General features: G+C 72.8%; 18 protein-coding genes. 10 read left to right on the top strand and 8 right to left on the bottom strand.

Going from position 1 to position 19,509, the window contains the following annotated elements; all coding sequences use genetic code 11:
* Positions 1–7 precede the first annotated feature (7 nt).
* Together ACIBHY_RS14605 and ACIBHY_RS14600 are read left to right on the top strand one after the other, a co-directional pair.
* Positions 8–382, top strand: coding sequence for a DUF1801 domain-containing protein (locus ACIBHY_RS14605; protein ID WP_397306897.1), 375 nt, complete (start codon positions 8–10; stop codon positions 380–382).
* 131 nt (positions 383–513) lie between these two features.
* The gene (locus ACIBHY_RS14600) at positions 514–1,422 is read left to right on the top strand and encodes an SMP-30/gluconolactonase/LRE family protein (protein WP_397243214.1); all 909 of its coding nucleotides are present in this window, start codon (positions 514–516) and stop codon (positions 1,420–1,422) included.
* Here ACIBHY_RS14600 and ACIBHY_RS14595 read toward each other — a convergent pair.
* Positions 1,411–2,340, bottom strand: a complete 930-nt coding sequence (locus ACIBHY_RS14595) for an aldo/keto reductase (RefSeq protein ID WP_397306896.1) — start codon at positions 2,338–2,340, stop codon at positions 1,411–1,413. The two genes, ACIBHY_RS14600 and ACIBHY_RS14595, sit on opposite strands and share 12 nt — an antisense overlap.
* A gap of 67 nt (positions 2,341–2,407) precedes the next feature.
* On the opposite strand from ACIBHY_RS14595, the gene ACIBHY_RS14590 reads away from it, so the two are divergent.
* Entirely contained in the window at positions 2,408–3,379 is a 972-nt protein-coding gene (locus ACIBHY_RS14590) for an alpha/beta hydrolase (protein WP_397306895.1), read from the top strand.
* On the opposite strand, the gene ACIBHY_RS14585 is transcribed toward ACIBHY_RS14590, so the two are convergent.
* On the bottom strand, positions 3,373–4,878 hold the full coding sequence (locus ACIBHY_RS14585; protein WP_397306894.1) for an MFS transporter: 1,506 nt from the start codon (positions 4,876–4,878) through the stop codon (positions 3,373–3,375). The two genes, ACIBHY_RS14590 and ACIBHY_RS14585, sit on opposite strands and share 7 nt — an antisense overlap.
* On the bottom strand, positions 4,875–5,435 hold the full coding sequence (locus ACIBHY_RS14580) for a TetR/AcrR family transcriptional regulator (protein ID WP_397306893.1): 561 nt from the start codon (positions 5,433–5,435) through the stop codon (positions 4,875–4,877). The genes ACIBHY_RS14585 and ACIBHY_RS14580 overlap by 4 nt, the downstream gene beginning before the upstream one ends.
* A 126-nt stretch (positions 5,436–5,561) precedes the next feature.
* On the opposite strand from ACIBHY_RS14580, the gene ACIBHY_RS14575 reads away from it, so the two are divergent.
* Positions 5,562–6,107, top strand: a complete 546-nt coding sequence (locus ACIBHY_RS14575; protein ID WP_397243224.1) for a TetR/AcrR family transcriptional regulator — start codon at positions 5,562–5,564, stop codon at positions 6,105–6,107.
* Here ACIBHY_RS14575 and ACIBHY_RS14570 read toward each other — a convergent pair.
* Positions 6,045–7,520, bottom strand: coding sequence for a wax ester/triacylglycerol synthase family O-acyltransferase (locus tag ACIBHY_RS14570; protein ID WP_397306892.1), 1,476 nt, complete (start codon positions 7,518–7,520; stop codon positions 6,045–6,047). The genes ACIBHY_RS14575 and ACIBHY_RS14570 overlap by 63 nt on opposite strands.
* A 134-nt stretch (positions 7,521–7,654) precedes the next feature.
* Entirely contained in the window at positions 7,655–8,698 is a 1,044-nt protein-coding gene (locus ACIBHY_RS14565; RefSeq protein WP_397306891.1) for a sulfite oxidase, read from the bottom strand.
* 568 nt (positions 8,699–9,266) lie between these two features.
* Here ACIBHY_RS14565 and ACIBHY_RS14560 point away from each other — a divergent pair.
* Complete coding sequence (locus tag ACIBHY_RS14560) at positions 9,267–10,559, top strand: hypothetical protein (RefSeq protein ID WP_397306890.1); 1,293 nt, start codon at positions 9,267–9,269, stop codon at positions 10,557–10,559.
* Between the two features lie 445 nt (positions 10,560–11,004).
* Here ACIBHY_RS14560 and ACIBHY_RS14555 read toward each other — a convergent pair whose 3' ends face one another.
* From ACIBHY_RS14555 to ACIBHY_RS14545, 3 genes are read right to left on the bottom strand one after another with little or no spacing between them, the layout of a single operon-like run.
* The gene (locus ACIBHY_RS14555) at positions 11,005–11,322 is read right to left on the bottom strand and encodes a hypothetical protein (RefSeq protein WP_397243232.1); all 318 of its coding nucleotides are present in this window, start codon (positions 11,320–11,322) and stop codon (positions 11,005–11,007) included.
* 29 nt (positions 11,323–11,351) lie between these two features.
* On the bottom strand, positions 11,352–12,029 hold the full coding sequence (locus ACIBHY_RS14550; protein ID WP_397306889.1) for a hypothetical protein: 678 nt from the start codon (positions 12,027–12,029) through the stop codon (positions 11,352–11,354).
* 30 nt (positions 12,030–12,059) lie between these two features.
* Positions 12,060–13,514 carry an ankyrin repeat domain-containing protein gene (locus ACIBHY_RS14545; protein ID WP_397243236.1) on the bottom strand — a complete coding sequence of 485 codons (1,455 nt, stop codon included), beginning with the start codon at positions 13,512–13,514 and terminating at the stop codon, positions 12,060–12,062.
* A gap of 239 nt (positions 13,515–13,753) precedes the next feature.
* On the opposite strand from ACIBHY_RS14545, the gene ACIBHY_RS14540 reads away from it, so the two are divergent.
* From ACIBHY_RS14540 to ACIBHY_RS14520, 5 genes are read left to right on the top strand one after another with little or no spacing between them, the layout of a single operon-like run.
* Positions 13,754–14,233, top strand: coding sequence for a YbaK/EbsC family protein (locus ACIBHY_RS14540; protein ID WP_397243238.1), 480 nt, complete (start codon positions 13,754–13,756; stop codon positions 14,231–14,233).
* Positions 14,234–14,244: 11 nt separating this feature from the next.
* On the top strand, positions 14,245–15,204 hold the full coding sequence (locus ACIBHY_RS14535) for an alpha/beta fold hydrolase (protein ID WP_397306888.1): 960 nt from the start codon (positions 14,245–14,247) through the stop codon (positions 15,202–15,204).
* Between the two features lie 10 nt (positions 15,205–15,214).
* Entirely contained in the window at positions 15,215–15,721 is a 507-nt protein-coding gene (locus ACIBHY_RS14530; RefSeq protein ID WP_397306887.1) for a GNAT family N-acetyltransferase, read from the top strand.
* On the top strand, positions 15,714–16,433 hold the full coding sequence (locus tag ACIBHY_RS14525; protein WP_397243243.1) for a class I SAM-dependent methyltransferase: 720 nt from the start codon (positions 15,714–15,716) through the stop codon (positions 16,431–16,433). Before ACIBHY_RS14530 ends, ACIBHY_RS14525 begins: the two co-directional genes overlap by 8 nt.
* A 37-nt stretch (positions 16,434–16,470) precedes the next feature.
* Positions 16,471–19,506, top strand: a complete 3,036-nt coding sequence (locus ACIBHY_RS14520; RefSeq protein ID WP_397306886.1) for a BTAD domain-containing putative transcriptional regulator — start codon at positions 16,471–16,473, stop codon at positions 19,504–19,506.
* Positions 19,507–19,509: the final 3 nt, after the last annotated feature.

Below are 19,509 nucleotides of genomic sequence, written 5' to 3'. Positions count from 1 at the left end.
TCTAGTCATGGAAGACCAGGCCGCCGCGCTGCTCGCCACCTGTTCACCGGAGATTCGCACCCTGGCCGGAGCCGCCCGAAACTTCCTGCGCCGGCTGCTGCCGGACGCGCAGGAAGAGGTCGACGAACCGGCCCGGCTGATCGCCTACACGTACCAGCCCGGCACGTACAAGGGGCTGATCGTGGCGATCGCCCTGCATCAGGCGCACATCAACCTGATGTTCGCCCGCGGTGCCGACCTGCTCACCCAGGACCCGACCGCGCTGCTGGAGGGAACCGGCAAGAAGGCCCGCCACGTCAAGATCGCCACCGAGTCCCGCCTCTCCGACCCCGACCTCGCCACCCTCGTCACCGCCGCAGCCGCAGCCGCCGCCGTCCGCTGAGCGCCGCTGTTCTTTTGCGCTTTCCGGCTTTTCGCGGCTTTACGGCCTTTTGGGGTTACGGCAAGTCAGGCCGGCGCCTCCCTCCCGCCCCCTTCGGCCTTCTCACGGGCTCGATGGTAGAAGGGGGAGTTGTGACGATCGACAGATTCAAAGCGGTGTTCGAGGTACTGGACGAGCGGTTCGCCTTCGACGGCGGCGACGAGTACGTCGAGGTGCTGCACCGCGGCAGCCGCAAGACCGAGGGGCCCGCCTACTTCGCCGCCGGGCGCTACCTGGTGTGGAGCGACATCCCCAACGACCGGTTGCTGCGCTGGGACGAGACGACCGGCGCCGTCGGCGTCTTCCGGCACGGCTCGGGCAACGCCAACGGCAACACGGTCGATCTCGAAGGCAGGCTGGTCACCTGTGAGCAGGGCGCCCGCCGGGTGACCAGGACCGAGCACGACGGGACGATCACCGTGCTCGCCGACAGCTTCGAGGGCAAGCGCCTGAACAGCCCGAACGACGTCGTGGTGCGCTCGGACGGGACGATCTGGTTCACCGACCCGCGCTATGGCATCACCGGCTACTACGAGGGCAGCCCCGCCGAGAGCGAGATCGGCGGCGACCACGTGTACCGCCTCGACCCGGCGACGGGGGAACTGCGGATCGCCGCCGCGGGCTTCGTCCGGCCCAACGGGCTGGCCTTCTCGGCCGACGAGTCTCTCCTGTACGTCGTGGACACCCGCGAGCGCCACCTCCGCGTCTTCGACGTGGCCGGGGACGGCGGCCTGTCGGGCGGCAAGGTGTTCGCGGAGAGCTGGTTCGACGGCATCCGCGTGGACTGCCACGACCGGGTGTGGGCCGCCGCCCTCGACGGCGTACGCTGCTACGCCACCGACGGCACGCTGATCGGCAGGCTGCTGCTGCCCGAGTCCGCCTCGAACCTCGTCTTCGGCGGGCCCAAGCGCAACAACCTGTTCGTCACCAACTCGGCCGGCGACCTGTACTCCATCCGCCTGACGGTCGCCGGCGCCCGGCGTCCCGGCTCAGGCGGCTGAGGCCTCGGCCAGGGTGGCGAGTTCCTCGGCGCCCAGGGCCAGTCGCGCTCCGGTCATCAGCGGCCTGAGCTGCTCCGGGGTGCGGGCGCTGGCGATCGGGGCGGTGATCGTGGGCTGGGCGGCCAGCCAGGCGACGGCGATCGCGGCGGGTTCCACGTCGCGGACGGCGCCGATCTTGGCGAGGGCGTCCAGGACGCGCAGGCCGCGCTCGGTCGTGAGGTACTCGGCCGCCCTGCCCGCCCTGGGGCTGTCCACGGTGACGCCGGGGGCGTACTTGCCGGTCAGGAAGCCGCGGGCGAGCGCGTGGTACGGCGTGGTGGACAGCCCCTCGCGCGCCACGACGTCGCGCAGCGGGCCCTCGAAGCCGCGTTCCATCAGGTTGTACGCCGGCTGCAGCGCCACATACCGGGCCAGGCCCTCGTCGTCGGAGACCTTCAGCGCCTGCGCCAGGCGTGGGGCGGTGTGGTTGGAGGCGCCGATGTGGCGGACCTTGCCCTCCCGCACCAGCGCGTCGAACGCGGCCAGCGTGTCGGCCAGCGGGGTGGCCGCGTCGTCCACGTGCGCCCAGTAGAGGTCGATCCGGTCGGTGCGCAGGCGGCGCAGGCTGTTCTCCACCGCGGTCCTGATGGTCCTGGGCGCCAGGCCCGTCCACCCGGACAGCATGCCGACCTTCGTGGCCAGGACGAGGGAGTCGCGGTTGCCGCGCTCGATCATCCAGTCACCGATGATCCGCTCGGCGGTGGACTCCCCGGTCGCCCACGCGGGATACACGTCGGCGGTGTCGAGGAAGTTGCCGCCGTCCTCGACGTAGGCGTCCAGGACGGCGTAGGACGCCTCGCGGTCGGCGGTCCAGCCGAAGACGTTGGTGCCGAGGCAAAGAGGGAACACGGACAGGGCCGTGGTGCCGATCGATCTCACCTCGCTATTATCCGCGCATCCAACAGCGGTTCCGCCGTCAGGGTCCGGTGCCGCGTGAGGAGGGCCGATGCGAGCCCGGATGCGTGGCTGCCTGATCGGGGCGACCCTCGCGGGCGCGCTGTTCGTGCTGGTCGTGATCGTCCTGAGGGTCGCCTGGCCGCCTCAAGGAGTGAAAGATCCGGCTCAAGAAGTGAAAAATCCGGAAAAATCGCCGGAGCCCGCGATCGAGGTGCTGGAGGAGAAGCGGCTGGACGAGCGCCGCCTCGAACTCACCCTCCGCTCGCCCGCCCTCGACGCCACCACCAAGGTCCGCCTCCTGCTCCCGAAGGGCTGGGGCGAACGCGCGCGCTGGCCCGCGCTGTGGCTCCTGCACGGCGGCCTGGACGACCACACGTCCTGGACCGCCAAGACCGACGTCGACGACCTCACCCGCGACGACGGCCTCATGGTCGTCATGCCCGACGGCGGCCGGTGCGGCAGCTACTCCGACTGGTGGAACGGAGGCGAAGGCGGCCCCCCGCGATGGCAGACCTACCACCTGAAGGAGCTCCTGCCGCTCCTGGAGTCCCGCTACCGCGCCGGTCCCGCCCGAGTGATCGCGGGCTACTCCATGGGCGGCCAGGGCGCCATGCTGTACGCCGCCAAGGGCGGCTTCAAGGCCGCCGCCTCCTTCAGCGGCGCCGTGCACATCCTCAGCGACGGCGTCCCCCAGGCGGTGATGGCCGGAACCACGCTCGGCTGCCTCGGCACCGACTGGAAGCGCATCTGGGGCGACCCCGGCCGCCAGCGAGCCAACTGGCAGGCGCACAACCCCTACGACCAGGCGGAAAAGCTCAGGGGACTGCGCCTGTACGTGGCCGCGGGCTCCGGCGACCTGGTCGAGGACCTGGCCGGTCGGGCCGCCAGAGCCTTCGCCGGCCGCCTGCGCGAGCTGGACATCCCGGTCACCACCCATTTCTACCGGGGCGGGCACAACCACGCCTTCTGGCAGCGGGAGCTGCGCCGGGCGTACCCGATGCTGAAGCGCGCGCTTCAGTGATGGGCCGCGCCGATGTCGAGCGTGCGCGGCATCAGCTTCCACACGGCCGCCGCCGCCAGCAGCATCAGCGCCGCGCCCACCGCTCCCGTCACCGCGATCGAGTCGCCGAAGGCCACCTTGGCCTGCTCGGCCAGCCGCGCGCCCTGGGCGCCGAGCGTGGCGGCCACGTCGAGCGCGCCGCCGATCGACTCGCGCACGACGTCCGCCTGGGCTCCGGTGTACGGCAGCGCCGTACGGTAGACCGCCGACGCGACGCTGCCCAGGACGGCCACCCCGAGCACCCCGCCCACCTCGTAGCTGGTCTCCTCGATGGCCGCGGCGCTGCCCGCCTTCTCCAGCGGCGCGCCCGACATGATCACGGCCGAGGCGATGGCCAGCGAGCCCATGCCCGCGCCGATGAGCAGCAGCGCGAGCGCGACCCAGCCGTAGACCAGCGGCGCCGCGAACAACACCAGGAAACCCAGCCCCGCCACGACCAGCCCCCCGGCCAGCACGGTACGCGCCCCGATCCGCCCGGCCATCGCGGGCGCCAGCGGTGACAGGATCAGCGCGGTGATGGCCGTCGGCAGGAGGCGTACCCCGGTCTCCAGCGGTGTGTAGCCCTGGACGAGCTGCATCCACTGGGCCATGAGCAGCATCATCGCGGCCATGGCGATCGAGGTGGTGAGCGCGGCCAGCACGCCGGAGGTGAAGGGGCCGCTGCGGAACAGCCTGACCTCCAGCAGCGGGTCGGGGCGGCGCAGGCTGCGCAGGACGAACCAGATCAGCGCCAGCGCGCCGACGGCCAGCGACACCAGCGCGGTCGGATCGGTCAGGCCGTCCTTGGCGAAGTGCTTGATGGAGTAGACGAGCCCGACCATGCCGACGATCGACAGGACGGTGCCGAGCGCGTCCCAGCGGCCGGGGCGAGGGTTGCGCGACTCGGGCAGCAGGAACAGGCCGGCGAGCACGGCGACGGCCATGACCGGCACGTTCACGAGGAACGCCGCGTGCCAGCTGAAGTTCTCCACCAGGAACCCGCCGAGGATCGGGCCGAGCGCGCCGCCGACCGCCGCCATGGCCGCCCAGACGCCCAGCGCGGTGGCGCGTTCGCGCGAGTCGGTGAACAGCGCGCGGATCATCGACAGCGTGGACGGCATGATCATGGCGCCGCCCACGCCGAGCAGGGCGCGCACCGCGATCACGGCGCCGGGGCTCTCGGCCCACATCACCAGGACGGAGGCGAGTCCGAACACCCCGAACCCGGTGAGCAGCATCCTCTTGCGCCCCCACCGGTCGCCGAGGGCGCTCACCGTGACCAGCAGGCCGGCCAGGACCAGCGAGTAGACGTCGACCATCCACAGCAGCTGGATGGCGTCGGGACGCAGGCTGGCCGAGATCGCCGGCAGGGCCACGTTCAGGATGGTCATGTCCATGACGACCAGCAAGAGGCTGGCCGACAGGACGGCGAGTCCGGCCCATCTGCGCTTGTGCGCGACGGGCGCGGTGGTGAGCGTCATGTGGTCCCCCGATAGAACGTTTCAAGGAAGATCCTGGGCAGGTCCCTGCGCGCGACGTCCCCCCGCCGCATGCTCTCCCTCACGGCCACGAGCAGGCCGTACACGAGATTGCTTACCCAGCGCGGCGGCAGGTCCGCGCGCAGCACGCCGGCCCGCTGCGCGGCGGTGAACAGGGCGATCTCCCTCTCCTCCAGCTCGGCCGCGCGGCGCACCAGGTCCGCGTGCCGGTCCGTGGTGTGGTCGGTGAGCGCGAAGCCGTGCTCGTCCGAGTGGGCGACCGTGACCGTCAGCAGCTCGTCGAGCACCTGTTTGATCCCGGCGGCGTCGAGGCCGGCGCGCAGGGCCTCGTCGAGGCCGACGGCCGCGTGTGTCTTCGCCCAGGCGTCCATGGCCCGGGAGCTGAGCTCGTACTGCAGCTCGGCGCGGGTGCTGAAGTGCCGGTGCAGCGTGGCGCGGCTGATCCCGGCGGCCTGCGCGATCTCCGCCATCGACGCGTTCGGCGCGTGGTTGAGGTGGTGGATCGCCACGGCGACGATCTCGTCACGACTGGCAGCCATCACACATCCTCGTCTTGTTTGCGACATCAATGTCGCAAATAATACATCATTGTACGACATGGTATGTACGGTGATCTCTCCTGGACGGCATGGCCGACGTGTCAGCCGTGGCGATATCGTTCGGCTGTGGTGATCGGTGACGCGCGCACGCGCATCCTGGACGCGGCCGAGGAGTTGTTCGCGGGCGGTGGCTACGAGGCCACCCCTACCGCGGTCATCGCCAAGCTGGCGCGGGTGCCCAAAGGACTGGTCTTCCACTACTTCCCGCGCAAGATCGACGTGCTGGTGGCGCTGATCGACGAGCGCACCCTCGTGGAGGAGACCAAGGAAGTCGACGCCGTGCCGGGCGATCCGGCGAGCACACTGTCCAAGCTGGCCCGCAGGCTGCCGCTGCGCGCCTCACCGGCGATGCGGCGCATCCTGTTCCGCGAGGCCGACACCCACCGCTCGGTCAAGGACCGCCTCGGGCGGCTCAACGGCGAGCTGATCAGGCGTTCCAGGTTCGCGCTCGAACTCGCCCTGCCCGGCCGGCGCGGCGAGAGCGCGCGACTGGAGGTGGCGGCGGCCACGTTCGCCGCCGTCCTGCTCTACCAGGAGAACCTCTGCCAGCTAACCGGCCACCAGATCGACCCCGACGCCGTCGCCGAGCTCATCGCCCACTCGCTCATCTAGCAGCTCGTCCAGCGCGGCGCGCAGGTGGCGCGTCAGCGACCACACGTCGTCCAGCCGCTCCGGGCAGGCCACGACGCCGAAGTCGAGCATGCCGTCGTAGGAGAAGCAGGTGATGTTCACCCCGCCGCTCAGGTCGGTCAGCACCGAGATCGGGTAGTACGACAGGACCCTCGCCCCGCACAGATACAGCGGGAACTGGGGGCCCGGCACGTTGCTGATGATCAGGTTGATCGGCGGGCAGGCCACCGCCGCCAGCCGGAAGATCGCCGGGGAGGCCAGCCGGGTCACCGGCGGCGGCAGCAGCGAGCACAGCTCGTGCAGCCAGCTCGACGAGGCCGCGGCGAAGCGCCGCTTGGCCGTGCGCATCATGGAGCGGGTCGCGTGCAGCCGCGCGTGCCGGTCGGCCACGTTCGTCGCCAGCGGCGTGACCATGGCCGCGATGTGGTTGCCGACCAGTTGCCGGGCGCCCGCCGTACGCACCGCCACGGGCACCGCCGCGATCAGCGGCTCCTCCGGCAGCGCGTCCCGATCCCGCAGCCAGGTCCGCAGCGCGCCCGCGCACAGGGCCATGACCACGTCGTTCACGCTCATGCCATGCCTCTTGGCGACGTCCTTGACGTCCTTGAGCGGCACCGAGCCGAACGACAGCCGCCGCTCGGCGCTGATCGGCCCGTTGAACGGCGTGCGCGGCGCGATCAGGCCGGGCAGTTCCGGCCGCGGTCGCCGGTCGCCGGCGACGATCCTGGCCGCCCGCGCGATCCGCCGCGCACCGGGCAGCCCCGCCGCCAGCGGGATCGCGTCCAGCTCGCCCGCCGTCCTGGCGAGCGAGCCCAGGGCGCGCACGGGGTGTGTGGCCGTGCGTACGGCGGCGCCGTACAGCATGTCCGCCAGACTCGGACCCCGCTCGGCCGGTGGCGGCGTGACGTCGATCACCCGTGGCTCCGGCGAGAGGTCGAGCAGGGCGGCGAGCGTCTCCGCGCCCGAGACGCCGTCGATGGCCGCGTGGTGGACCTTCGTGTAGACCGCGACCCTGCCGCCGGTCAGGCCGCGCAGCAGGTGCATCTCCCAGAGCGGCCGGGAGCGGTCGAGCCGGCCGGCATGGATGCGGGCGACCGCGTCCGCCAGCTGGTACTCGCCTCCGGGCGCGGCCACCTCCGTCTCGAACAGGTGGTTGGCCAGGTCGAACGCGGGGTCCGGCTCCCAGTAGGGATGGTCGAGGCCGAAGGGCACCTCGCTCAGCCGCAGGCCCAGCGCGGGCGACAGGTGCATGCGCTCGCGCAGCAGCGCGGCGAGCGTCTCGCGGTCGAGGACGCCGCCGAGCGGGTCGAGGATGGCCAGCCCCGCCACGTGGGCGGAGGTCGTCGCGGACTCGGCGTTGAGGAACTGCGCGTCGAGTGCGGTCAGCTGGCGCATCTGCTCTTCTCCCGGGTGTTCGATTCGAGGTCAGCTTCACATCGCGGGGTTTCCGGGACGTTTCCGCGAGAGTCTTACAGATGAATTCGGATGCTCCGCGCGGACCCGCAGCTCAGCGACTCGGTGACAATTGTCTATCCATGGATAACGGTAATCGGGTGCCTTACCACGGCGTCGAAGTGATAACCGAACTCGTGCCGCGGCCTTTTCAGCTGCTGCGTCGCGCCGCTCGCGTCGGTGGCCCTGACGAGGATCGACCGCTCGCCCAGGCGCCTCGGCACCCACGTGATGTGCCAGGGCAGCCAGGCGCTGACCAGGTGCGGGCCGCGGTGTTCCGCCCGGCGCCAGGTCCGCCCGTCGTCGAAGCTCACCTCGACCTTGACCACCCGGCCGCGGCCCGACCACGAACGGCCGCGCAGCAGGTGCGGGCGGCCGAAGGGCACCTGCGCGTTCCAGCCGAGTTCGAGCGCGCTTTTCACCGGATTCACCGTGACGTCGCGGTAGAACTCCGTGTTCCACGGGGTGAACAATTCACGCGTGGCCACTTCGATATCTCCGAGCCATTTGATGGACGCTATTCCCACCCATCCCGGCACCACCAGGCGTACCGGAAATCCGTGGTCGGGCGGGAGAGGGTGGCCGTTCATCTCGTAGGCGACCAGGACGTCGTCCATGGCCTTGTCGGCGGGCAGGGGGCGGCGTACGTGGCCGTGGTGTTCGAAGGGGGCGTCGAGGCCGGTCGGCAGCACGTCCACGGCTCTGGTGGTGATGTCCGAGCGCTCCAGCAGGTACCGCAGGGGCACACCGCGCCAGCGCGCCACCCCGATCGCGCCGAGCGCCCACTGCGTGCCGGGGGCGGGTTCGCCCTGCTGGGTGCCGTAGAAGCGGCGGCCGTTGCCCGCGCATTCGATCGCCGCGTCGAGGGTGCGGGCGGGCATGGCGCGCAACTGGTCATAGGTGTACGCGCCCGGACATCGCACACCGTCGCCGTGGATGGCCAGTTGCCAGGTGGCGGGGTCGATGGACGGGGTGAAGGTGTGGTTGCGGACGAAGAAGCGATCGGTGGGGGTGTGGAAACCTTGGCCCGCCATGGCGTCCCAGCGCATCTCCGCGCTCGCGCCGTGCGTCCTGAAGAGCTCTGGGGGGAGCGGCTTGACGATGGTCGCGGTGGCGTACATAACTCCCCTATTCCCTACCAGTTAACTAGCCAATCTCATCCTATGGTGTGACCTGCATGATCGCCCACTCTCCCCTTCTTCTACGTGCCCCCGTGTGTCGCTCGCGAAAACGTGTGCCTGGCTCGTAACTGGGTCTGTGGGGGGTGGGGTTGGGCGTGCATAATCGGCGCAAGCGCTTGTCAGCCGCCAGCGGAGCGAGGCCGCCATGCCCCCCACCCCAGACCCCACCACCCCCGACCAGCCCCCAGACACCCCACCTGCCACCGACCCCCTCTTACCGGACCCACCACAAGCCACGGCACCACCCACGGGCCCAACACCGGAGCTCCCCGGCGACGCGACGTCGTCCCCGGATCGTCGGCCGGAGCCATCCGGTGGTGCGGCGGTCTTCGCAGGCGCACCGCCTTCGCGGGCCGCTTCCGTGGGCCCGAACGCGGCGGAGGGTGACGGCGCGGCGTCTTCCCCCGGCGGGCTGCCGGAGCCGTCCGAAGGCGTGAGGGCATCCCAAGGCGTGAGGGCATCCGGAGGTGCGCAGCCTTCGCGGGCCGCCTCTGGGAGTGAGGAGTCGGTGGGGCCCGGCGCGGAGTCACCGGTGGGCGTGCGGGTGCCGGGGAGCTTGGTGGTGCTCGCGGTGTTGTCGGCCGGGGCGGGGGCTGTGCATTTCGCCGCCATGGGGGAGCACTTCGCGCTGGACTGGCGGCACGGGGCGTTCTTCGCGGCGGCCGGATGGGCGCAGGTGATCTGGGCCGCGGTGGTTCTGCGTCGCCCGGCGCGGTCCGTGCTGCTGGCCGGGATCGTGGGCAACGCCGCCATCGTGGCCCTGTGGGGAGTCAGCCGGACCCTCGGTGTCCCCTTCGGCCCCGGCGCGGGCCGTCCGGAGCCCGTGGGCGCCCCGGACGTGCTCGCCACCGCCCTGGAGATCGTCCTGGTCTGCTGCGCTCTCGCCCTGCTGGACGGGACCGCGCGCCAGGCCGTTCCCAGCCGGTCGAGGCGGATCGGGGCGGGGGTGGTGGCCGGGCTGGTGGTGGTCGCGGTCGGTACGGTCTTCCTGCCCGTCTTCGGCACCCATGGCCACGCCGTACCCGCGGATCCGGCGGACACCGCGGCGGCAGGCGGCCACCAGCACGGCACCGACCAGAGCCAGAACACCGGCGATCAGGGCCAGAACACCGACGGAGGCCAGGGCACCGACGGGGGCCAGGGCACTGACAGGGGCCGGGGCACGGACGGGAGCCGGGGCACGGACGGGGGACAGGGTACGGGGACGCGGCCTGGCACCGACCCGGGCGCGAGCGCTGACCAGCAGGGTGGGCACAAGCATGGCGACCAGGGGCCGGTGGTGCCGCCGAGCGAGGGCGAACGGGCGTCCGCGGACCTGGCCGTGGCGGCGGCCAAGCGGGAGCTGCCCAAGCGGTGGCCCACGTTGGCGGCTGCCACGAAGGACGGGTTCGCCGAGTCGATCGACACCGGCGGCGTCGTTCACCTCACCAAGATGGCGTGGATCATGGACGACCGGGTGCTCGACCCGACCCGTCCCGAAGCCCTGGTGTACTACCGCAAGCCGAGCGGCGGCAGCATCCTGCTGGGCGCGATGTACATCATGCCTCCGGGCGCCCAGGGCCCCAGAATCGGTGGCTCCCTCACGCACTGGCATGCCCACGACGACCTCTGCGGGCTGCCCGGCGGCGGCGTGGCCGTCCTGAGCCCGGACGGCACCTGCCCCAAGGGCACCACGAAGCTCCCCGCCACCCCCGAAATGCTCCACGTCTGGGTCGTCGACTACCCCGAGGGCCCGTTCGGCGACGCGACCGCCCCAGCCCTCCGCACCGCCATCACCACCCTCCTGTCCCAAGGCGCCTGACCCCCACCACCCCACGCGCCTCCCGCCCGTCGCCTGCCCGCTGCTCGTCTCCCGCACAGCCCGACCCGCATCCGGCCCGGGATGATCGAGCGGGTCAAGAGCGTCGCGGAGGCGCTCGGGCCTGCGTGTGCTGCGGGATCCGAGTAGGTCGCCCGGCCCAGGCGAGGTCGCGGGCGATCCGGCCGGTCGTGCTCGCGGGCGATCTGGTCGGCCGGACTCGCTGCCTCGTGAGGCTCGTCGGCCACCCAACCCAGCGCCGCATGTGGAGGTGCGGGCGGGGCCACCGTCCGCGTTGCGCCGTCCACGCCCGCGGAGGTGCTCGCCGTACCGGCGCGGACAAGCGTGGGATGGCGGGCGGACCGGTGGTGTCAGGGCTTCGGGTGGCGGGTGGGGCTCAAGGTGCGGGGCTTCGGGTGGCGGGTGGGGCTCAAGGCGCGAGTGGGGCTCAGGGTTGGGGGTGGGGCTTGGGGGTGGGGCTCGGGGGTGGGGCAGGGTCGTCGGGGGTTTGGTCGGCGAAGGTGATGATGAGGTAGCGGCCGTTGGAGTAGCTGACCACGCGTTGGCCGAGCATGTCGCTCACCCGGCGGGCCACGTTCTGGAACAGCTCCACCAGGTCCGGGTTGTCGGCCGCCACCCGGAAGTGGCCGTGGGAGTTGAGCTGCTGGGCGACGAAGGGGGAGAAGTTGGCCTCGCTTCTGGCCATTTCCTCCGCGGTGAACGGGGTTTGCCGGAATGCGGGCGAGGTGCCGAAGGACTGGGTCATCGCGTGCCTTTCTTCTGGTGAGGTAGGGGTCAGCGGGCCGCTGTGGTGAACGGCTCGCCGGCGTTGAGCCTGCCGATCAGGCGCAGCACTCCGTCCCGGCCGTCATGGGCCAGAAGCCAGCGGCTGACCTGGCAGGCAGCCTTCGCGTACGTCTGACGATCGGCCGAGGCCGCCCGCAGCCACTCCTCCAGCGTCACCGGCAGCGCCCCCGACGGCTCCACCAGGCAGCGGTCGCCGGTGGGGCCGAGGTAGCGCGGGTCGCCGGAGACCACCACCGCCAGGCCCTCGTCGAACCACTGCGGCACCTCCCCCGACAGCCGCGCGTGCAGCTCCACGTGCGCCATCTCGTGGGAGGCGATCACCGGATCGAGGCCGCCCGGCGACAGCATCACCGCGCGGTTCAGGACCGCCACGCCCTTCTCCTTGCCGCCGCCTATGCCCGTGTAGCAGGGCGCGGTGCCGCACACGAGGATTCTGGGCGTGCTCACCCGCCCGCCGTAGAAGTCGCCGACCAGCCGCCGGGCGGCGGCCACGGTCGCCAGGACCGGCGCGGCCGGCACGCCCTCCTCCACGTAGACGTCGTCACCGGCGGAGCTCAGCCCGTAGCAGCCAGGGCAGGCGGTGGCGGCCACCGACGGGTAGGCCCAGGCCACCCCGCCGACGGCCAGCACCAGCACGGTGACCACCGCGATGATGGTGATTCTCATGGGGGCAAGCCTGCCGGGTGGGGAGCGGGATTACATCAGCCCTGGGTATGTCATCCTCAGGTATGCGGCCACCTGCCGCTTGCCCCCGTACTCCGCCCAGTCCAGCGGCGTCGAGTCGTGGTCGTCGTCCGTGGCCGCCGGGTCGGCCCCGAGTTCCAGCAGCGCTGCGACGGTGTCGACGTCGTCGTTCCAGGCCGCCAGGTGCAGGGGAGTGCTCCGCTCCCGGTGCCCGACGTCGAAACCGAGCCCCGCCAGCAGCCGCACCACGTCCGGCCGCCCGTGCTCGGCCGCCCGGTTCATCAGGCCGGGCGTCTCGGCCAGCGCCCGCGCGAGCACCTCGGGCCCGAAGGCGGCGGCCGCGCCGGCGTCGCCGCTCATGCACGCCGCCGCGAACGCCTCGAGCTCGTCGAGCTCCGGCCGCCGCGCCCCCGCCGCCGCCAGCAGCCCGGCCACCTCGCGGTGGCCGTGGACGAGCGCCAGCTCGTACGGCGTCCGCCCGCCGAACGCCGGATGCGCGCCCGGCCGATCGACCGGCACGCCGTACTCCAGCAGAAGCCTGACCCGGCGCGGACCGCCACGCAGCGCGGCCGTCGCCAGCTCCTCGGCGAGCAGTTCGGCGGGCGAGGCCAGCTCGTGCCCGAGCCGCTCGCGCCACGGCCCGCCGTCGCCGCGGCCGAGCCCGTACTCCAGCAGCAGCTCCAGATGCGCGGTGTCGTCGGACCAGGAGCCGCCGAGCCCGAGGTTGTAGACGGTCTGGGCGTCGTTGGCGTCGGCGCCGGCGGCCAGCAGCACGCGGGCCAGCTCCAGCCCGCTCCGGTGCGGCGGCTGGTCGCCCTCTCCACCGCCGAACGCGCCGGTCAGGGCGGTGAACGGCGACGGCAGCCCGTCCCACAGGAACCCGGCGTCCGGGTCGGCGCCGTGGTCGAGCAGGACGCGGGCGGCTTCGGCGTACCGGCCGGGCCGCGTGAGCCGCGCGTAGGCCAGGTAGAGCAGCGGCTCCCACCCGAACGGGCCGCCCTGCGCGGTGGCGAGCGACGGGGCGGCGGCCAGCGCGGCGCGCAACGCGGCGGCCGAGCCGGTGGCGGCCATCGTGAAGACGTTCGCCGTGGCCAGGGCGGGGTCGGCGGCGAGCAGCTCGTCCGCCTCGCGCAGGCGGCCGGGGTAGTCGTCGCCGTAGGTGAGGCAGGTCAGACGCAGAAACTCGTCGGCCGGATCGGCGGCGACGGGCACCTCGTGCGGCGAACGGGTGTAGCGGCCGACGGTCTCCAGATGCTTCATCAGCCGTCCCCAGCTGGGAAAACCGTGGCGGCGGGCGGTCACGAGCTGCGCGTCGGCCAGCTTGGGCGCGCTCGGGCGCCGGGGATGGAACTCCTCGACCATGGCCAGCGCCTCCGGCACGCCGGCGCGTACGTAGCGCAGCAGCGTCTTGGCCTGTTTGCGCAGAGCTTCGGCGCTCGGATGGTCGGGAAGACGAGAGATGGGCACGATGGCCTCCCTTCCGTATACGTCTGACGTCCGCATGATCAGACCGGAAAAGAGGTCGGGCCTAACAACACACCGTGACCAGGTGGGCTTCGCCCTTCCCGCGGACCGGATGCGCCCTGACGCGCCCGACCAGCATACATCTGGACGGTTCGGCGGCTCCTGCACCCCAGCGGAACTCCCACGCCGGCCTCCACCCGATCAGGGAGGTGCCGCTCTGAACCTGGGAGTAGGGTCTGCGGATGACGTCCTCCCTGTATGACCGCCTGATCGCCGACCTCGACGCCGCCGGGGCCGGGTATCGCTTGATCGACCACGCCCCGGAAGGGCGTACCGAGCTGGTCAGCGAGCTGCGCGGCAACGAGGTGAGCCACGCTGCCAAATGCCTGATCGTCATGGTGAAGATCGGCAAGAAGGAGAAGCGCTTCGTGCTGGCCGTCGTCCCGGGCGACGCCAAGCTCGATCTCCAGGCGGTCAAGGCGCTGTACGGGGGCACGTACGCGGCCTTCGCCGACAAGGAGCGGGCCGAGGAACTGGCCGGGAGCGTGAGCGGCACGGTGCTGCCCTTCTCCTTCCATCCGGACCTGGAGCTGGTCGTGGATCCCGCGCTGCTGGCCGTACCGGAGATCTATTTCAACGCCGCGCGGCTGGATCGCTCGATGGCGCTGTGCACGAAGGACTACGTTCTCGTCGCCGCGCCCAGAACCGAGCGCATCATTTAATACTGGGAAATATGCGCCACTCCGACTGGGGTACGGTCAGCGCCCGCTGGGCGGGTATTCGCAGCGAGACGGTCGAGGTGCACGGCGCCGCCGTCCACTGTCTCCGGGCCGGATCCGAGCGCGACGGCCCCGCGCACCTGCTGGTCCATCCGCTGGGCGGCAGCGCGACGCTGTGGATGGACCTCATTCCCCACCTGGCCGCCTCCGGCCCCGTCTACGTGCCGGACCTGCCCGGAACCCTGTTCGGCCACACCGAGCTGCCACATCCGCGCGCGGCCAGGCTGGCGCCGAACGTCCGCTTCCTGCGCGCCTTCACCGGGACGCTCGGCCTGGAGAAGGCGACCGTCCACGGCTGGTCGATGGGCGGGCTGGTGGCGGCGATGTTCGCCGGCCTCGCGCCGGAGCGGGTCGGCCGCCTGGTGCTCGCCACCCCGGCCCTGCCCGCCCGGCTGCGGGAGGAGGAGGCGCGGTGGTGGCGCACGATCGGCCGCGTGTGCCTTTCAGCGGCGCAGCCGCTGGCCCGCACGGTCCTGCGCGCCGGCGCGCGTCCCCTCCTGGAGATGAAGATCAGGACGTACGCGGACACCGGCACCCTGACCGGCGGCGAGAAGCTGGTCGGCGGTGACCTGACCCGCTTGTCGCCGGAGATGACCCGGCTGATCGGCGAGGAACTGCGCACGGCGGACCCGGCCCGGCTGGGCGACACCGTCACCGCGGTGACCTCGATCATGCGGGCGATCTTCGTCGACCCCGGGCCCGTCCGCGCGGCCCTTTCCCGGGTGAGCGCCCCCACCCTGGTCCTGTGGGGCGAGACCGACAACATCGTCATCGACGGCGCCCGCGAGGACCTGAACGTCCGCCGCCCCGACTGGACGCAGCACACCATCCCGGACACCGGGCACGTGTTCCCCCTGGAGGCGCCCGGTGTCTACGCGGAAACCGTCGCGCGCTGGGCGGGGTACAGCTCGTAGTCTTTGCCGGATGCAGCACGTTCTGACCACCGATCGCCTCGAACTGCGGCCCGCCGGCGCCGCCGACCTCGCGGCTCTGCTCGCCCACTGGACCGATCCCGACGTGCGGCGCTTCCTGTTCGACGGCGAGGTTCTCACCGCCGGGCAGGTGTCCGAGGCGATCGCGGCCGGCGAGCGCGACTTCGCCGCCTCCGCCCGCGGCCTGTGGCTGATCCGCGAGCGCGCCACCGGCGCCCTCGCCGGCACCGCGGGGCTCCGGCCGCTGGAGGACCTGGGCCTGGAGATCACCTACAGCCTGTCGCCCCCCTTCTGGGGGTACGGCTACGCCACGGAGGCGGCCCGCGCGGTGGTCGAGCACGCCCTGGGCCCGGCCGGCCTATCGGAGGTCCTCGCCGAGGTGGACGAGGGCAACGCCGCCTCCATCGCCGTGGTGGAACGCCTGGGGATGACGCCGTTCGAGACGGTTCCCGGCCTGCTGGGGCCGATGATCCGCTACCGGAGGAGCGCGCATGGCTGACCGCCTCTTCACCGAACCCCGCCTGGCCGAGCTCTACGACACGTTCTGCGCCGGACGCCCCGACTTCGCCTTCTACCTCCCGCTGGTGATGGAGGCCGGATCGGTGCTGGACGTCGGCTGCGGCACCGGCGAACTGCTCATCGCCGCCAAGGACGCCGGCCACACCGGCCGCCTGACCGGCCTCGACCCCGCCGAGGCCATGCTCGGCGTCGCCAGGCGGCGGGCCGGCGTGGAATGGGTGCGCGGCGACCTGTCCACCTTCAGCCGGCCAGGCGCGTTCGACCTGATCGTCATGACCGGCCACGCCTTCCAGGTCCTGGTGGAGGATGACGAGCTGCGCAGCGGCCTGGCCGCCGTGCGCGCGGCCCTGGCCGACGGCGGCCGCTTCGTCTTCGAGACCCGCAACCCGCTCGCCCGTGACTGGGAACGCTGGACGGGCGCCGAGATCACCGACGCCTCCGGCACACCGGTGCGCGTGGACGTGGAGGTGCGGCGGGTGACGGCGGAGCGCGTCACCTTCACCCAGACCTACACCAGCCCGGGATGGGAGCGCCCGGAGGTCAGCTGGAGCACTCTGCGCTTCCTCGGCGTGGCCGAACTCGCCGCGTTCCTGGCGGAGGCGGGGCTGGAGATCGAGGCCCAGTACGGCGACTGGAACCGCGAGCCCCTGACCGACGCCGCCCCGGAGATCATCACGTTCGCCGCCGGGTAGTGCCTCACCGGAGCGCGCCAGCGGACACAATCGGAGTATGCGCTACCGCATCCTGGGCACGACCGAGGTGGCCGGCGAGCAGGTCAACGGGGACGGCCTGCGGGCGCTGCTCGCCGCGCTGCTGCTGGAACCCGGGCGGCCGGTCTCCGCGGAGCGCCTGCGCGAGGTCGTCTACGGCGGCGAGGGGGCCGCGCCCAACGCCCTGCAGTCGCAGATCTCCCGCCTGCGCAAGTTCGTCCCGGTCGAGCGGGTCGGGCCCGGCTACCGGGTCAGCGTGGACCCCGACGACGTGGACGCCCACCGCTTCGCCCGCCTGGTCACCGAGGGGCGGCGGGCCGGCCGTACACCGGAGGCGGTGCGGCTGCTGGGCGAGGCGCTCGCGCTGTGGCGCGGCGAGGCGCTGGCCGGGCTGCCGGGCCTGGACGGCCACCGCGAGCGGCTGGCGAGCCTGCGCGCGGAGGCGCTGGAGAACCGGATCGAGGCCGAGCTCGCGCTGAAGGCCGAGCCCGCCCGCCTGGTCGGGGAGCTGCGGACCCTGGTCGCCGCCGACCCGCTGCGCGAGCGCCCGCGTGAGCTGCTGATCCGCACGCTGGCCGCGACCGGCGGGCAGGTCGAGGCGCTGGAGTGCTACGAGGACTACCGCCGCCTGCTGGCCGGGCGCCTCGGCACCAGCCCGTCGCCGGAGCTCAGAGCCCTGCATGTCGCGGTGCTGCGCGGCGAGCACGCCCAGCGCCCGCTGATCGCCATGCCGGGGCCGCGCCGCCAGGTGAGCAGCTTCGTCGGCCGCGAACGTGAGCTCGCCGACCTGCGCGCCCTGCTGCGCGAGCACCGGCTGGTGACGCTCGTCGGCCCCGGCGGCTCGGGCAAGACCCGGCTGGCCGCCGAGGCGGTGAGCGGGCCGCTCGGGGAGCGCGTCTGCTTCGTCGAACTCGCCCCGGCGGCAGGGGTACGGCAGGCCGTGCTCGGCGCCCTCGGCGGCGCTTTCACGCCCGGCGACCCGGTCGCCATCCTGGCGGGAGAGTCGCTCCTGCTCGTGCTGGACAACTGCGAGCACCTGATCGAGGAGGCCGCCGCCCTGGCCGACCGGGTGCTGGCCGGGGCGCCCGGCGTACGCGTGCTGGCCACCAGCCGCGAGCCGCTCGGGCTCGACGGCGAGGTCAGCCTGCCGCTGCGCCCGCTCGCGCTGCCCGCCGAGGGCGCCGCCCTGGCCGAGGCGCTGGACAGCCCCGCGGTGAGCCTGCTCATGGACCGCGCGCGGGCCGCCGACCCGCACTTCGCCGCCACCGACGCGGTCGTGCGGATCTGCCGCGCCCTCGACGGCCTGCCGCTGGCGATCGAGCTGGCCGCCGCCCGGCTGCGCGCGCTGTCGGCCGAGGACCTGGCCGAGCGGCTGGAGGAGCGGCTCGGCGACCGTCTCGACCTGCTCGGCTCCGGGCTCCGCGGCGGCCAGGCCCGCCATCGCACGCTGCGGGCCGTCGTGGCGTGGAGCTGGGAGCTGCTGTCGGCCGGCGAGCAGCGGCTGGCCGCGCGGCTGTCGGCCTTCCCGTCGGGGGCCTCGCTCAAGGCGGCGGAGCAGGTCTGCGGCGCGACGCCCGGCCTGCTCGCGGCCCTGGTGGACAAGTCGCTCGTCCAGGCCGACCGGGGGCGCTACCGGATGCTGGAGACCGTGCGCGCCTTCTGCGCCGAGCACCTGGGGGAGGACGACGTCCACGCCGTACGCCTGGCCCACGCCGAGTACTTCGCCGGCATGGCTGTGCGGGCGGAGCCGTACCTGCGCAATCATCGGCAGGCGGGCACGATGGCCGAGCTCGCGGCCGAGCACGACAACCTGCACGCGGCGCTGCGCTGGGCGATCGCGGCCGGGCGGCCCGCGACGGCGCTGCGGATCACCGCGGGGCTATGGCTCTACTGGTGGCAGCGCGGGCTCGGGCAGGAGGCCGCCCAGCTCACCGTCGCCGCGCTCGAACTGCCGGGAGCGGAGGAGTGCGGCGCCCACTACGTGATGTCCGTGCTGCAGGTGGCATCGGCGGCCAGTCCGCGCGCCCAGATCCGCCCGTTGCTGGAGCGGGCCGAGCGGCTGGCCGAGCAATTGGGGCCGGCGCCCGAGTACCCGCTGATCCAGATGGTGCGCCCCTATCTCGCCGTCGCCGAGAGCGACTACGGCGCGATCGTCCCCTCGCTCCTGACCGCGACCACGAGCTCGCAGCCGTGGTCGCGCGGCTTCGCCCACCTGCTCCTGGCACAGGTACGGCTGGGCGGCGGCAACCAGGTGGACCAGGCCTCCGAGCACCTGAGCAGCGCGCTCACCGCCTTCCGGCTGGCCGGCGACGGCTGGGGCACGGCGCAGGCCCTGCTGCAGATGGCCGAGATCGCCGGCTGGCGGGGCGAGCACGCGCGCGAGCTGGACCTGACCGAGGAGGCCATGGCGCTGACCTCGGTCTTCGGCGACGCGGAGGACACCGTGTTCGTCCTGGCCCAGCGGGGCTCGGTCAAGGCCAGAGCGGGCGACCTCGACGGCGCCAAGGCCGACCTGGAGCGGGCCGCCGGGCTGGCCAGGTCGAGGAAGGGGCCGGAGGTGATGGCCGCGGCCACGTACGTGCGGGCCGAGGTGGCCAGGCTCGAAGGCGACGGCGGACGGGCCGCTGAGCTCTACCGCGAGGCGCTGGCCGGCTGCGGGCACACGCCCTGGGCGGGGGAGGAGGAGCTGCGCGCCCGCGTCCTCATCGGGCTGGGACAGGTCGCCGGCGACGAGGGGCTCTTCCGCGAGGCGTTCGACGTCCTCCTGCGCACACTCGACATGCCGGCCGCCGCCGGCGCGGTCGAGGGCATGGCCGGGCTGGCGCTGGCCGGAGGCGCCGCCGAGCGGGCCGCGACGCTCCTCGGGGCGGCCGGTACGCTGCGCGGGCTGCCGGGCACCGACGCCGCCGGCGTCGAGGCGGAGACCAGGCGCGTGCTCGGCGACGCCGCGTTCTCGCTGGCCTACCGGCGGGGCGCCCGGATGGACCGCGAGGAGATCGTCGTGCTCATGTCAGCGCCGCGTGCGGGCGCGGTCAGCCCCGCCGCCCACCGTTGAGGC

Origin of the sequence: Nonomuraea sp. NPDC050547, assembly GCF_044457345.1 — a bacterium.
GTDB lineage: Bacteria > Actinomycetota > Actinomycetes > Streptosporangiales > Streptosporangiaceae > Nonomuraea.
The sequence above is the reverse complement of the archived record's forward strand: the minus strand, read 5'-3'. Positions and strand labels throughout refer to the sequence as shown.

What these genes read in the sequence shown, in the direction of transcription:
- ACIBHY_RS14605 (WP_397306897.1), top strand. Translation starts at nt 8, where the DNA reads ATGGAAGACCAGGCCGCCGCGCTGCTCGCCACCTGTTCACCGGAGATT.
- ACIBHY_RS14590 (WP_397306895.1), top strand. Translation starts at nt 2,408, where the DNA reads ATGCGAGCCCGGATGCGTGGCTGCCTGATCGGGGCGACCCTCGCGGGC.
- ACIBHY_RS14585 (WP_397306894.1), bottom strand. Translation starts at nt 4,878, where the DNA reads ATGACGCTCACCACCGCGCCCGTCGCGCACAAGCGCAGATGGGCCGGA.
- ACIBHY_RS14580 (WP_397306893.1), bottom strand. Translation starts at nt 5,435, where the DNA reads ATGGCTGCCAGTCGTGACGAGATCGTCGCCGTGGCGATCCACCACCTC.
- ACIBHY_RS14570 (WP_397306892.1), bottom strand. Translation starts at nt 7,520, where the DNA reads ATGCGCCAGCTGACCGCACTCGACGCGCAGTTCCTCAACGCCGAGTCC.
- ACIBHY_RS14565 (WP_397306891.1), bottom strand. Translation starts at nt 8,698, where the DNA reads ATGTACGCCACCGCGACCATCGTCAAGCCGCTCCCCCCAGAGCTCTTC.
- ACIBHY_RS14555 (WP_397243232.1), bottom strand. Translation starts at nt 11,322, where the DNA reads ATGACCCAGTCCTTCGGCACCTCGCCCGCATTCCGGCAAACCCCGTTC.
- ACIBHY_RS14550 (WP_397306889.1), bottom strand. Translation starts at nt 12,029, where the DNA reads ATGAGAATCACCATCATCGCGGTGGTCACCGTGCTGGTGCTGGCCGTC.
- ACIBHY_RS14540 (WP_397243238.1), top strand. Translation starts at nt 13,754, where the DNA reads ATGACGTCCTCCCTGTATGACCGCCTGATCGCCGACCTCGACGCCGCC.
- ACIBHY_RS14535 (WP_397306888.1), top strand. Translation starts at nt 14,245, where the DNA reads ATGCGCCACTCCGACTGGGGTACGGTCAGCGCCCGCTGGGCGGGTATT.
- ACIBHY_RS14530 (WP_397306887.1), top strand. Translation starts at nt 15,215, where the DNA reads ATGCAGCACGTTCTGACCACCGATCGCCTCGAACTGCGGCCCGCCGGC.
- ACIBHY_RS14525 (WP_397243243.1), top strand. Translation starts at nt 15,714, where the DNA reads ATGGCTGACCGCCTCTTCACCGAACCCCGCCTGGCCGAGCTCTACGAC.
- ACIBHY_RS14520 (WP_397306886.1), top strand. Translation starts at nt 16,471, where the DNA reads ATGCGCTACCGCATCCTGGGCACGACCGAGGTGGCCGGCGAGCAGGTC.